This window comes from Winogradskyella sp. 266wxhm (genome assembly GCF_058964685.1).
The window spans coordinates 1,009,429-1,023,737 of record NZ_CM179559.1 but is presented as its reverse complement, the minus strand read 5'-3'; the positions used below and the strand labels follow the sequence as shown (position 1 = coordinate 1,023,737).

General features: G+C 33.4%; 12 protein-coding genes and 1 tRNA gene. 12 read left to right on the top strand and 1 reads right to left on the bottom strand.

Annotated elements, in window-relative coordinates; translation table 11 throughout:
• Nucleotides 1-102 precede the first annotated feature (102 nt).
• The 6 genes from AC2H4K_RS04715 to AC2H4K_RS04690 are packed head-to-tail and all read left to right on the top strand — an operon-like array spanning nt 103 to nt 8,465.
• Complete coding sequence (locus AC2H4K_RS04715) at nt 103-3,804, top strand: efflux RND transporter permease subunit (RefSeq protein ID WP_281138633.1); 3,702 nt, start codon at nt 103-105, stop codon at nt 3,802-3,804.
• The gene (locus tag AC2H4K_RS04710) at nt 3,801-5,036 is read left to right on the top strand and encodes a TolC family protein (RefSeq protein WP_493742927.1); all 1,236 of its coding nucleotides are present in this window, start codon (nt 3,801-3,803) and stop codon (nt 5,034-5,036) included. The genes AC2H4K_RS04715 and AC2H4K_RS04710 overlap by 4 nt, the downstream gene beginning before the upstream one ends.
• A gap of 2 nt (nt 5,037-5,038) precedes the next feature.
• Nucleotides 5,039-5,770, top strand: coding sequence for a heavy-metal-associated domain-containing protein (locus AC2H4K_RS04705; RefSeq protein ID WP_281138631.1), 732 nt, complete (start codon nt 5,039-5,041; stop codon nt 5,768-5,770).
• A gap of 11 nt (nt 5,771-5,781) precedes the next feature.
• The gene (locus tag AC2H4K_RS04700; RefSeq protein WP_281138630.1) at nt 5,782-6,264 is read left to right on the top strand and encodes a DUF305 domain-containing protein; all 483 of its coding nucleotides are present in this window, start codon (nt 5,782-5,784) and stop codon (nt 6,262-6,264) included.
• Nucleotides 6,254-7,984 (top strand): efflux RND transporter periplasmic adaptor subunit, encoded by a 1,731-nt coding sequence (locus AC2H4K_RS04695; protein WP_493742926.1) that lies wholly within the window; start codon nt 6,254-6,256, stop codon nt 7,982-7,984. Before AC2H4K_RS04700 ends, AC2H4K_RS04695 begins: the two co-directional genes overlap by 11 nt.
• Nucleotides 7,985-8,015: 31 nt before the next feature.
• The gene (locus tag AC2H4K_RS04690; protein ID WP_493742925.1) at nt 8,016-8,465 is read left to right on the top strand and encodes a heavy-metal-associated domain-containing protein; all 450 of its coding nucleotides are present in this window, start codon (nt 8,016-8,018) and stop codon (nt 8,463-8,465) included.
• A gap of 69 nt (nt 8,466-8,534) precedes the next feature.
• On the opposite strand, the gene AC2H4K_RS04685 is transcribed toward AC2H4K_RS04690, so the two are convergent.
• Nucleotides 8,535-8,607, bottom strand: a tRNA-Phe gene (locus AC2H4K_RS04685).
• A gap of 102 nt (nt 8,608-8,709) precedes the next feature.
• On the opposite strand from AC2H4K_RS04685, the gene AC2H4K_RS04680 reads away from it, so the two are divergent.
• The 6 genes from AC2H4K_RS04680 to AC2H4K_RS04655 are packed head-to-tail and all read left to right on the top strand — an operon-like array spanning nt 8,710 to nt 14,267.
• The gene (locus tag AC2H4K_RS04680) at nt 8,710-9,438 is read left to right on the top strand and encodes a type III pantothenate kinase (protein WP_493742924.1); all 729 of its coding nucleotides are present in this window, start codon (nt 8,710-8,712) and stop codon (nt 9,436-9,438) included.
• The gene (bamG, locus tag AC2H4K_RS04675; RefSeq protein ID WP_281138626.1) at nt 9,438-10,757 is read left to right on the top strand and encodes a BamG family beta-barrel-assembly machinery protein; all 1,320 of its coding nucleotides are present in this window, start codon (nt 9,438-9,440) and stop codon (nt 10,755-10,757) included. The genes AC2H4K_RS04680 and bamG overlap by 1 nt, the downstream gene beginning before the upstream one ends.
• Before the next feature lie 26 nt (nt 10,758-10,783).
• Nucleotides 10,784-12,175 (top strand): tetratricopeptide repeat protein, encoded by a 1,392-nt coding sequence (locus tag AC2H4K_RS04670; protein ID WP_281138625.1) that lies wholly within the window; start codon nt 10,784-10,786, stop codon nt 12,173-12,175.
• Nucleotides 12,175-12,741: an LPS export ABC transporter periplasmic protein LptC gene (gene lptC, locus AC2H4K_RS04665; protein WP_281138624.1), complete on the top strand. Its 567-nt coding sequence runs from the start codon at nt 12,175-12,177 to the stop codon at nt 12,739-12,741. The genes AC2H4K_RS04670 and lptC overlap by 1 nt, the downstream gene beginning before the upstream one ends.
• 32 nt (nt 12,742-12,773) lie before the next feature.
• A complete protein-coding gene (locus AC2H4K_RS04660; RefSeq protein ID WP_281138623.1) occupies nt 12,774-12,974 on the top strand; it encodes a hypothetical protein in 201 nt (66 codons plus the stop codon).
• A 3-nt stretch (nt 12,975-12,977) separates the two neighbouring features.
• Nucleotides 12,978-14,267: a hemolysin family protein gene (locus tag AC2H4K_RS04655; RefSeq protein ID WP_281138622.1), complete on the top strand. Its 1,290-nt coding sequence runs from the start codon at nt 12,978-12,980 to the stop codon at nt 14,265-14,267.
• The last annotated feature ends 42 nt before the right edge of the window (nt 14,268-14,309 follow it).

Here is a 14,309-nt window from a genome sequence, read left to right as displayed (position 1 = left end):
TTTAGAGGTTGTTATCCTATCCTATGGCTTTGCTATGTGGATAATTTGCTGTATTCGGTATTGTTCTAATACCAATGTCTAACTGTTTAATTATCAAAATCAATGCTAAACAAAAGCATCAAATTCTTAATAGAAAATAAACTCGTAGCAGTATTATTACTTGTTCTTTTTGTAGGTTGGGGAACTGTAAATGCACCTTTTAATTGGGATACAGGTTTTTTGCCAAGCAATCCTGTAGCAGTAGATGCTATTCCAGATATAGGTGAAAACCAACAAATTGTTTTTACCAAATGGGATGGTCGTTCGCCTCAAGATATTGAAGACCAAATTACTTACCCATTAACTACATCATTATTAGGTATTCCAGGGGTAAAAACCATCCGAAGCTCTTCCATGTTTGGTTTTTCAAGTATCTATATCATTTTTGAGGAAGATGTTGAATTTTATTGGAGCAGAAGTCGTATTCTCGAAAAACTCAATTCCTTACCAAGTGGATTATTGCCAGAAGGCGTAAATCCTGCATTGGGTCCTGATGCTACAGGTTTAGGTCAAATATTTTGGTACACACTTGAAGGTCGTGACGAAAACGGAAACGTTACTGGCGGATGGGATTTACACGAATTACGTAGTATTCAAGATTACTATGTAAAATATGCGCTATCCTCAGCAAGTGGTGTTTCTGAAGTTTCATCCATTGGTGGGTATGTTCAGGAATATCAAGTAGATGTTAACCCAGAATTAATGCGTCAATACAATATTGGTTTAAACCAAATTGTGAAAGCGGTTAAAGAAAGTAATAAAGATATTGGTGCGCAGACCTTAGAAATTAATCAAGCCGAATATTTAGTACGTGGTTTAGGTTATGTGAAATCAATAGCAGATATTGAAAATGCAGTAGTAACCTCAGAAGATTACACGTCTATCAAAATAAAAGATGTTGCCAAAGTCTCTTTGGGTCCTGCAACAAGACGAGGTATATTAGACAAAGAAGGAGCAGAAGTGGTTGGTGGCGTTGTGGTAGCGCGTTATGGTGCTAACCCAATGGAAGTCATTAACAATGTTAAAGCTAAAATAAACGAATTAAGCGCTGGTTTACCTACAAAAACATTATCAGATGGTAGAACATCACAAGTCACCATCGTGCCATTTTACGATCGTACGGAACTTATTCAAGAAACGTTAGGCACACTAAATGAAGCCTTAACTTTAGAAATTCTTATTACCATTTTGGTTATTGTCATTATGGTATTTAACCTTCGTGCTTCTGTATTGATTTCAGGTTTATTACCTGTTGCGGTATTAATGGTGTTTATTGCCATGAAACTCTTTGATGTCGATGCTAATATTGTTGCACTATCCGGAATAGCCATTGCTATTGGAACTATGGTAGATGTTGGTGTCATTCTCTCAGAAAACATCATCAGGCATTTAGATGAAAACGAAAACAATCAACCAATAAACACAGTGGTTTATAATGCTACAGCTGAAGTTTCAGGCGCAATCGTAACTGCAGTGATGACAACAATTATCAGTTTTATTCCTGTGTTTACAATGATTGGTGCCGAAGGAAAATTATTCCGTCCATTGGCGTTTACCAAAACCTTTGCATTAACAGCTTCCATAATAGTTGCGTTGTTTATAATTCCGCCTTTTGCAGCCTTTTTATTCCGAAAAAAGAACATTCAAAAACATTTTAAATATGCTTTAAATGGTGTATTGATAGTATTAGGAATAGCTGCGATAATTTATGGGTATTGGTTAGGAATCATACTCATCGCTTTTGGTGTAATAGTCTTACTAAATCTTCAAAATAAGATTTCAGATAAACAAGCGAATCTTACTAATATCATTATCTCAGCTTCAGCTATAGTATTCTTGTTAGCAGAATATTGGCGACCTTTAGGTGTTACCGAAAGCTTCTTTTTAAACCTCATTTTTGTAGCTATTATTTGCTTTGGTTTATTAGGCATATTCTCATTATTTATAAAATATTACACACGCATTTTAAGATGGTGTTTAGATAATAAATTACTGTTTCTGTCTATCCCGACAGCTATCGTTATTGCAGGATTTTTCATAATGAAAAACACTGGGAAAGAGTTTATGCCATCATTAAACGAAGGTTCTTTTCTGTTGATGCCAACCTCAATGCCGCATTCTGGTATAGAAGAAAATAAGCGTGTTTTACAGCAATTGGATATGGCTGTAGCTAGTATTCCTGAGATAAAAACTGTTGTGGGTAAAGCTGGTAGAACAGAATCGGCTTTAGATCCTGCGCCATTATCGATGTATGAAAATATCATTCAATATAAACCAGAATACATGTTGAATGATAAAGGAGAACGTCAGCGTTTCAAAGTCAATGAAGACGGTGAATACATATTAAAAAACGGTATGTCATTGCGAGCGGAACAGCGTGAAGCGTGGCAATCTCTTAATGCAGAAGAACAGTTAATCCCAGACGATGATGGTGAATTCTACCGCAATTGGCGACCAGAAATTCAATCACCTGACGATATTTGGAATGAAATAGTAAAAGTTACCAAATTACCTGGTGTCACATCAGCACCCAAACTACAACCTATTGAAACCCGATTGGTGATGTTACAAACAGGAATGAGAGCACCAATGGGTATCAAAATAAAAGGGCAAGATTTAAAAGAAATTGAAGCATTTGGTATGCAATTAGAAACCATTTTGAAAGAAGCTGATGGTGTAAAGGATGAAGCCGTTTTTGCAGACCGTATTGTGGGTAAACCGTATTTGCTAATCGATATTGATAGAGAAAAAATTGCACGTTATGGTGTAAGCATTGAAGAAGTGCAAAACGTTTTAAAAGTAGCTGTTGGTGGTATGTCATTAACCCAAACCGTGGAAGGTCGTGAGCGTTATGGTGTACGTGTGCGTTACCCAAGAGAATTAAGAGCTAACCCAACCGATTTACAGCAAATTTACGTTCCTGTTAAAAAAGGAAGTCCTGTACCTTTAAGCGAATTGGCAACTATTCGTTACGAACAAGGGCCACAAGTGATTAAAAGTGAAGATACCTTTTTAGTAGGCTATGTATTGTTTGATAAAGTAGATGGTTATGCAGAAGTAAATGTAGTAGAAAATGCTCAGGCAATGATTCAAAGCAAAATTGATGCAGGTGAATTAATTGTACCAAAAGGCATTAACTATCAATTTACAGGAACTTACGAAAACCAATTGCGTGCCGAAAAAACCTTATCGGTAGTTGTACCATTAGCATTGACGATCATCTTTTTAATTCTGTATTTCCAATTCCGTTCAGTAGGTACATCCTTAATGGTATTTACAGGTATTGCAGTAGCGTTTGCAGGTGGCTTTTTAATGATATGGCTCTATGGTCAAGGTTGGTTTTTAAACTTCAGTGTCTTTGGGGAAAACCTACGCGATTTATTCCAAATGCACACCATTAATTTAAGTGTCGCCGTTTGGGTTGGGTTCATTGCACTATTTGGTATCGCAACAGATGATGGTGTAGTAATGGCAACCTATTTAACACAAACATTCGACAGAAATTCACCGGAAACAAAAAAGGAGATTAGAGCATCTATTGTAGAAGCAGGTGAAAAACGTATTAGACCGTGTTTAATGACTACAGCAACCACCATTTTAGCATTGTTACCTGTTTTAACATCAACAGGACGTGGTAGCGATATTATGATACCTATGGCAATACCAAGTTTCGGTGGAATGTTAATCGCTTTAATAACCCTATTTGTAGTGCCAGTTTTATATAGCTGGAAAGCTGAGTCTAAAATTAAAAGAGCATCAAAATGAAATATAAATCAATACATATAAAACTCGTCTTGGCTCTTGGTTCTTGTTTCATGAGTCTTTTTGCAAATGCACAACAATTAGAAACATTAATTAACGAAGCATTAGAGAATAATCCTGAAATTCAAAAATTTGAGTTGCAATACAAAAGAGCTTCAGAAAAAGTAAACGAGGTCAATACCATTCCAAATACCGAATTTGGCGTAGGTTATTTTGTAAGTGAACCTGAAACCAGAACTGGCGCACAACGGTTTAAAGTGTCAGCAAAACAAATGTTACCATGGTTTGGCACCATTACTTCTCGTGAAGATTATGTAACCGCTTTGGCAGATGCGAAATATGAAGATATTGTGATTGCTAAGCGTAAATTGATGGCTTCGGTGTCGCAATCGTATTACAATCTGTACGCAAATCAAACCACGCAGCAAGTAATAAGCGAGAATATCAAACTTTTGGAAACCTACGAAACTATGGCGTTAACGTCTGTTGAGGTTGGTAAAGCGTCTGCAGTAGATGTATTGCGTCTTCAAATGCGACAAAACGATTTACAACAACTAGAAGATGTGTTGCAACAACAGTTTTTAGCTGAACAAACCAATTTAAATAACCTTTTAAATAGAGACAATAAAACGAAAATTTCAGTTGTAGATAGTTTAACTATTCCTTTGGAAGATTTTGAAATCACTTCGGAAAATTTATCAGTTCATCCTGAATTAGTAAAGTTTGATAAGTTATATCAATCCATAGAAAAATCAGAATTACTCAACCAAAAAGAAAGCAGTCCCATGGTTGGTTTTGGGTTAGATTACATCAATGTGCAAGAAAGACCAGGTATGAGTTTTTCAGATAATGGTAAAGATATTATCATGCCAATGGTATCGGTGTCAATTCCCATTTTTAATAAAAAATACAAGTCGGTTTCAAAGCAAAACGAATTACAACAACAAGAAATCAATTACCAAAAACAAGAACGATTAAACAGTTTAAAAACGCTGTTAGATAAAGCTGTAAACGACCGAATTTCAGCAAGAATAAGTCATAAAACAGCAACAAAAAACCTGAAACAAGCTAAAGATGCTGAGCAAATTCTTATTAAAAGCTACGAAACAGGAACTATAGATTTTAATGATGTTTTAGATATTCAGGAATTGCAATTAAAGTTTCAAATCAATCAAATTGAAGCGGTTAAAAAATATTACATACAAAGTACAATTATCAATTATTTAATTCAATAAAAATGACACATACATATAATATAACAGGCATGACTTGCAACGGTTGCAAGGCTTCAGTAGAAAAAAGTTTAAACGCTTTAGATGCTGTAAATGAGGTAAAAGTAAACTTAGAAAAAGGTGAAGCAGAAATAACAATGTCATCTCATATTTCAACAGAAAAACTACAAAATGCTTTATCAGATAAATATACGATTACAGAAAAGCAAGAGAAAAATGTCTTTGCTTCATCTGATATGAGTAGCATGCCAATGGAAGAGAATAAAAGTAAGTTGCAACAGTTAAAACCGTTGTTGCTTATTATATTTTACATTGCTTCAGCTAGTACTTTATTACATTATAAAGATTGGGCTTGGTCGGCATTTATGCTAGACTTTATGGGCTTATTTTACATTGTGTTTAGCTTCTTCAAAATGTTAGATTTAAAAGGTTTTCCAGAATCTTTTAGCATGTACGATCCTTTAGCAAAACGTGTACCTGCTTATGGTTGGATTTATCCATTTATAGAAACTGCTTTAGGATTAATGTTTTTAATGCGTTTTGAAGTCGAAATTGCTTTAATCATTACCCTTGTCATTTTAGGCATTACAACTATTGGTGTTACAAAAACCTTGTTGGATAAAAAATCAATACGTTGTGCCTGTTTAGGTACAGCGCTTAAATTACCAATGACAGAAGCTACATTTATCGAAAATGCCATTATGATTATTATGGCAATATTAATGTTAACTATTTAAAAATTAAAACTATGGAAAATTCAAATACACATTCAAAAAAGGGAAACTACAAAACATTTTTTATAATGTTAGGCTGTTCATTTATTACAATGTACATCACAATGTATTTAAACACCTATGCGATAGACCACGTATATTTTAGCCTCACACGTTTTTATATGACCTGTTTAGGAATTTCAACTATGGCTGTAGTCATGTGGTTTTTTATGCGAAAAATGTATCAAGACAAAAAGAAAAATATAGCAATTTTAATAGGAAGCTTAGTATTGTTTGTTAGTGCTTTATCTTTAGTAAGGATGCAAAAACCAATTATAGGCGATATTTTATGGATGAAAGCCATGATACCACACCATTCAATTGCTATTTTAACTAGTGAAAGAGCAGATATTAAAGATCCAGAAGTAAAACAATTGGCAGAAGATATTATTACAGCTCAAAAGAAAGAAATTGAAGAAATGAAAGCCATGATAAAACGATTAGAAAATGAAAAATAATAAAATAATCATTTATGTAGTATTGCTTTTGACTGGTGTATTGGTTGGTTGGTTGTTGTTTGGTAGTAGTTCCAATGAAGAAGCAAATCATAACCATGATGAGGCTTCGCAAACCAATCAAATGTGGACGTGCTCAATGCATCCACAAATCATGCAGTCTGAACCAGGAGATTGCCCAATTTGTGGTATGGATTTAATTCCTGCTGAAGCTGGCGCAGATGGTTTAACAGCAGACCAATTCAAATTAACACCAAATGCTATGGCGTTGGCAAACATTCAAACTACGGTAATAGATAATGGTTCAATTGAAAATGGAATCATAAAATTATCAGGAAAAATAGCCGAAAACGAGGAAGCAAACGCTGTGCAAGTCAGCTATTTTTCAGGTAGAATTGAGCGTTTAAATATCAGTTTTACAGGAGAAGAAGTGCGTAAAGGACAACTGTTAGCCGCTATTTATTCACCAGAATTATACGCAGCCCAACAAGAGTTGATTACAGCATCTTCCTTAAAGGAATCTCAACCTGCTTTATACAAAGCGGTACGAAATAAATTAAAGCTTTGGAAACTTTCTGAAAACCAAATCAATCAAATTGAAACATCAGGAAAAGTTATTGAAAATTTTCCGGTATATGCTACCGTTTCTGGAACAGTCACCGAAAAGCTTGTAGAACAAGGAGATTATATAAAACAAGGACAACCATTGCTAAAAATTGCAAACTTAAATACGGTTTGGGCAAATTTTGATGTATATGAAAATCAGATTGAACAATTCAAAAAAGGTCAAGAAGTTAAAGTGATAACTAATGCATATCCTAATAAAATATTTAAAGGAACGGTAGATTTTATAGATCCAGTTTTAAATTCCAAAACACGTACTGTAGATTTACGCGTGGTTTTAAATAATAAAGAAGCCATTTTTAAACCAGGAATGTTTGTATCTGCAGAAATTGAAAGCGATAAAATCAATTCAAATGAAGTGATAACCGTTCCATCTTCTGCGGTGCTTTGGACTGGCGAACGTTCTGTAGTCTATATCAAATCAAATCCTAACGAGCCTGTTTTTAAACTCAAAGAAGTCACTTTAGGTAATAAAATAGGCGATAACTACAAAGTGTTGGACGGATTATCCTCAGGAAACGAAATTGTGACCAACGGAACATTTACAGTAGATGCAGCAGCACAATTACAAGACAAAAAAAGTATGATGAATCAGCCAGTTGCTAAAGAAATGACTGTAAATGATGACTATTCAAAAATCACTCGATTAGAATCACCAAAAGCATTTCAACAACAATTAAAACAAGTGTATGATAACTACATAAATTTAAAAGATGCTTTGGTGGAAGATAATTCAGAACAAGCAACTAGTGATGCCAAAAAAATAATATCAAGCTTTCGTAAGATAAATATGGAATTATTAACAGGCGAGGCGCACAAACAATGGATGACTTTAGAAGGTCATATTCAGTCATCTGCTAATTCAATTTCTAAATCCTCTGAAATTAAAACTCAAAGAGATTATTTCAAACAATTATCTACTCATCTAATAAAGGTAGTTCAATTATTTGGTGTCAATGAAAAAGTATATGTGGAGTTTTGTCCTATGGCAGATAACAATAATGGCGCATATTGGTTGAGTAAAGAAGAGCAAATCTTAAATCCTTATTTTGGCGATGCTATGCTTAAATGTGGTGAAGTAAAACAAACAATAGAATAAATAATATAAACAATAATTAAATTTTAAAACGATGAAGAAAGTAATTTTAAGTATAGCTGTAATCGTAGCTATGGGTTTAACAAGTTGTAAAGAAGAAGCCAAAAAAACAGAAGAAACTGTTTCAACAGAAGTGTCAGAAGTATCAAAAGACATTGCAATGACAGATTTATCCTTTGGCGTAAGAGGAAACTGTGGTATGTGTAAAGACACTATCGAGAAAGCGGCAAATGAAGTAGAAGGTGTAGCAACTGCAAATTGGGATACAGACAAAAAGAAAATAGATGTGTCTTTTGATAGCTCTAAAACAGATGAAATGGCAATTCATAATGCAATTGCAGCATCAGGATACGATACAGAAAAAGTAGCAGGAGATGAAGAAGCTTACAAAAACCTACCAGGATGTTGCCAATACGATCATGACATGGCAATGAATCAATCAGGAGATGTTAAAAGTGAAGATCATTCTAATCATGGTCATTAAAATAATCAACTTTTTTGTCACCTAAAAAAAATAAAACCCTGTAAATGAAATATTTACAGGGTTTAAAGGTGGTGCCTCCAGGAATCGAACCAGGGACACAAGGATTTTCAGTCCTTTGCTCTACCAACTGAGCTAAGGCACCAGTTGCTTAATTAAGCGGATGCAAATATATACTCCTTTTTATTATTCCCAAAAATAATTTTGTAAAATTTGATTTTATAAATTTGTGACTTATAAAAAGCTTATGAATCTTATTGTAGATGTGGGAAATACATTTGTGAAGTTTGCAGTTTTTAATAACGAAAAATTAATTCACAAAGCTAATTTTGAACTTTCAGAGTTCAAAAATCAGTACAAAAAGCTAAAAAAAGAGTTTCCAAACCTTAATCAAGCTATTATATCTTCTGTTGGAAAATTGTCCGAAAAGCAAATTCAAGTTATTAAAAAAGATATAAAAGTAGTTGAGTTAAGTGCAGAAACTATTTTACCATTCAAAAATGATTACGCAACACCTAATACTTTGGGAGTTGATAGAATAGCGTTAGTAGGTGCTTCAGTAAATAAATTTCCTGATAATAATGTTTTAATAATAGATGCAGGAACCTGTGTTACATACGATTTTATAACCGATAAAAATCATTATTTAGGTGGAGCCATTTCCCCAGGCATTAGGCTTAGATATAAAAGCTTAAATAATTTAACCGCCAATCTTCCGTTATTAGAAACAGCTATGCCAAAAACAATTACTGGTGATTCAACAGAATCTTCAATACATTCTGGTGTAATTATGGGAATTATTAAAGAAATTGATGGTGTTATTGATCAATATCGTGAGAAATACCCAGATTTAACAGTTATTTTAACAGGTGGTGATGCCAATTTTTTGTCAAACCAATTAAAAAATAGCATATTTGCGCATTCAAATTTTTTACTTGAAGGTTTGAATTTTATTCTAGATTATAATTCAAAATAATGATTAAACGACTCGTTGTAATTTGCATTACAATAATAAGTTATGGTGCTTATGCACAACAAGGCACTGCATCTCCATACTCTTTTTATGGAATAGGAAGCCTTAAATTCAAAGGTACTGTAGAAAACCGTAGTATGGGTGGTATAGGTGTTTACTTAGACAGTATTCATGTTAATCTTCGAAACCCTGCCTCTTACGTAGGTGATAATTTAAACGGTCCTTATTTCGATGGAGAAAGTAGACCAGTAAAGTTTACAGTTGCTGCTACTTCGAATAATTCTACACTTAAAAGTAATTCAGGAGAATCAGAAGCGAGTAGTTCAACTTTCGATTATTTGGCATTATCTGTGCCAGTAGGAAAATTTGGTTTTGGTTTTGGACTTTTACCATATACTTCTGTAGGTTATAAATTAGATGATATCAATGATAGTCAAGATTTAGAAAACCGTTATTTTGGTGAAGGTGGTGTTAATAGAGTTTTTGCTGGCTTAGGGTACAAAATTTCAGATAAGTTGAGCGTTGGTGTAGATTTTAATTACAACTTTGGAAATATCCAAAATACCGCAATAGCTGTTGAGTATACGCCAGAGGGTGAGTTAGTTCAGTACCAAACAAGAGAGTATAATAGGTCAGATTTAAGTGGTTTAAACCTGAATTTTGGGTTGGCTTACAGAACTATGATATCGGATAAACTAGAACTTTCTGCGACTTTAGCTTATGCGCCTGAAAGTAAATTGTCTTCTGAAAACCAGCGAAATATCTCTACAGTTGTATTAAATACTGATTACGAGGTTGTTGGTCTGGGAAATACAATTGAAGTTGATTTAGAGTCTCAAAATTTAAAAAATACTGATTTAACCATTCCTTCTCGATTAAGTTTTGGGGGAGGTATTGGAGCTCCAAGGTCTTGGTTTGTTGGTGCAGAATATACTCTACAAAATACGGCTGATTTTTCTAACCCAATATTTTCTAATCAAATTTCAAGCTTTGAAAATGCCTCTCAAATAGCACTTGGTGGTTTTTATATTCCTGATTATAATGCGTTTTCAGGTTATTTTAAACGAGTAGTTTACAGAGCTGGATTAAACTTTTCAAACACAGGCTTAGTTGTGAAAGATGAGTCCATCAGAGAGTTTGGCATGTCTTTTGGTTTAGGTTTACCAGTTGGGAATCGAAGTTTATTTTCAAATGCTAATTTAGGTGTAGAATTTGGGCGAAGAGGAACAACTAACGAAAATTTAATACAAGAGAATTTTATAAACCTCAATGTAAGTTTATCTTTAAACGCCAGATGGTTTAGACAAAAGAAGTATAACTAACGTAATATAATATAATTAAAAACAAGATGAAGACGAGAATTACAACAATGCTAATTGCACTTTTTGTGAGTTTCAATATAGGTTTTGCTCAGCAAGACGAAGAGTGTATGAATAACTTATCAATTTTTGATAGTTATTACAAAAGTAAAAAGTATGATGATGCTTATGGACCTTGGAAAACGGTAAGAGAAAAATGCCCTAAGTTCAATAGAGCTATTTATGCTTATGGTGATAATATTTTAGAGCATAAAATCGAAAATTCTACTGGTGCAGAGCAAGTAGCATTTATAAAAGATTTAATGTTATTATTTGACCAAAGTCATGAATACTTTTCATCTAAGTATTCTTTGGGTGAGATGTTAGTTAAGAAAGCGCAATTAGCTTATAAGTATAAAAACGAGCTGAATAAAACAGATCAACAAGTTTATGATATGTTTGATGAAGCTTATAAAAAAGATCCTAAGAACTTTGATAGTACGATAGGACTTTATACTTATTTTTCCATAGCTGTAGATATCTACGATGCAGGAGCGAAAACCCCAGATGATGCTCAAAAATTGTTCGACAAGTATGATGATGTAATGGAGCTTATTGAAAATGTAGAGGAAAACTATATTCAAAAATTAAATAAGTTAGTTGAAAAGGAAGAGGCAGGTACTGCACTCTCTAGTAAAGAACAAAAATATAAGGATAATTATGAAGCGAACTTAGAGGCTTTCGAAAAAGTAAAGTCTAGTATGGATAGTAAGCTTGGTGGTAGAGCTAATTGTGATGTATTAGTGCCTTTGTACGAAAAATACTTTGAAGAAAAGAAAAATGACGCAGAGTGGTTACAACGTGCAATGAATAAAATGGGAGAAAAGGAGTGTACTGATGATCCGCTTTTTGAAAAACTAGTTGAACAGAAGAATTCTCTTGAACCAGATGCTAAAACAGCTTATTATCTTGGTGTTTTGAAAGAAAAGCAAGGTAAAATGGCAGAAGCAGAAAAATATTATAATCAGGCTTTAGAACTAGAAACAGATCCACTACAAAAATGGAAGTTAGTAATGAGAGTTGCTGAGAAAAGTTACAAAAGAGGTAGTTTTGCTAAGGCTAGACAACAATATATGGAGGCTTTAAAATTAAATCCATCTAGTGGTGTACCTCACTTAAGAATAGCTGCTATGTATGCAAAGAGCGCAAATAGCTGTGGGGATACTAACTTTAACAAGAGAGCAGTATTTTGGTTAGCTGCAGATGAAGCTGAGAAAGCAGGTAGAGTAGATGGACGTTTAAAATCTACAGCTACAAAAACAGCGGCAAGTTACAGAGGTAGTGCACCATCTAAAGCAGATATCTTTACTGAAGGTAATGCTGGTCAGTCTTTAAAAATTGGATGTTGGATTGGAAGAACTATTACAGTTCCTAATATTTAATGATAAAACAAAATTTACATATCATAAAAAACTTAGTCACAGCAATTGCTGTGACTTTGTTTTTTTCATGTGAAAACGATTTTGATAAAGTGCAACAAGTTGGTGTGTTGCAAAATCAGCCCATTGGTGAAGCCGAAAATATAGATTTAAAATATACCGAATACGAAAACGACACTGTAAGATTAGTAGCAAACCTTCTTAGTCCAAAAATGCTAGATTACTCAAATAGAGGTTTCGCTTTCCAAGAATTTCCTGATGGTATTTTGCTAAAAGTTTATGATGATAATAGCAAACGAACAGACATTACTTCTAAATACGCTGTTTACTATGAGGAGACAGGTATTATAGATTTAAGAGGAGATGTTATTATCGCAACACATAGTAAAGATACACTTTTTACCGATCAACTTTACTACAATGAAAAGCTTGAATGGGTTTTTACAAATGAGCCTTTTTACTATAAGCAAACCGTAGGTTATACGAAAGGTAATGGTTTCGATTCTGATAAAAGTTTCAAGAATATTGAAATGTTAGAAATGGGTGGTGACTTTGAACTTGATAATTGATTACATTTGTATTGTAATTCAATTTTATTTTAATGAAACTATTAAAGTTTTTTCAATACGCTTATTTAATTTTTGCTGTAATATTTCTTTGGGACGCCATTCAAAATTGGTCAGAAGATAGAAATAGAACATATACTTCACTCTTTTTAGCAGCACTGTCGGTGTTTATGTATTTCTTTAGAAAACGCTTCAGAAAAAAAATTGAAGAACGAAATAAGAATAATAAGGATTAATCTATGACTGTAGATATAATCATTATTGTAACTACACTTATCCTTTCGGCCTTTTTTTCGGGTATGGAGATTGCTTATGTGTCTTCAAACAAAATTCACTTAGAACTAGAAAAAAAACAAGGAGATTTTTTAGGAAAGATTTTAGCTAGACTTACAGCAAAACCTTCAAAATATATTGCTACGATGCTTATTGGGAATAATATAGCATTAGTAATATATGGTTTAATTATGGGTGATGTGTTAGTAAGGTGGTTTCAATCAATGCTGCCAATCGATAATGCATTGTTGTCTTACTTATTTATAGACTTTCAGTTATTAACCCAAACCATAATATCTACTTTGGTAATTTTAATAACGGCAGAATTTCTACCAAAAGTATTTTTTCAGATATATGCTAACACTTTAATGAAGTTGTTAGCATTTCCGACGTATTTATTTTACATGCTGTTTTGGTTTATATCCGATTTTGTAATCTGGATATCAGATATCATTTTAAAATATGTTTTTAGGGCTGAAGGTGAAGATGTAGTTTTAGCGATGACAAAGGTAGAATTGGGAAATTATATCACGGAACAAATGGAGTCTGTTGAAGACCATGAAGATGTTGATAGCGAAATTCAAATTTTTCAAAACGCCTTAGAGTTTTCAGAAGTTAAAGCTCGAGAAGTTATGGTGCCTCGTACCGAAATTACAGCTGTAGATATTTCAGAAAGCATTGATAACTTAAGACAACTTTTTATAGATACAGGTAAAACCAAAATTGTAGTTTATAAAGATACTATAGATGATATTTTAGGTTATGTTCATGCTTTTGAATTATTCAAGAAACCAAAAAGTATAAAATCAATAATAATTCCGGTTGGTTTTGTTCCCGAAACTATTCTTATTAAGGATGTTTTGAATATTCTAACAAAAAAACGACGAAGTATGGCTGTCGTTATTGATGAATATGGTGGAACTTCAGGAATTATGACCGTCGAGGATATTATAGAAGAACTCTTTGGTGAAATTGAAGATGAACATGACACTGTAGAATTAATAGAAGAGCAACTTAGTGAAAACACCTATAGATTCTCGGCACGTTTAGAGGTTGATTATATCAACGAAACCTATAAATTAGACTTGCCAGAAGGAGAAAATTACGAAACTCTGGGAGGACTAATTGTTAATGCAACGGAAGAAATTCCGCAAGAAAACGACGATGTACTTATCGATAATTTTAAGTTTACCATACAAGAAGTTTCCTCAACAAAAATTGATGTGGTAGTGCTCAAAATTCTTGAAATAGACTAAGGATTTTAAGAGATTGTAAAAACTGAACTTCTCCTTTTATAA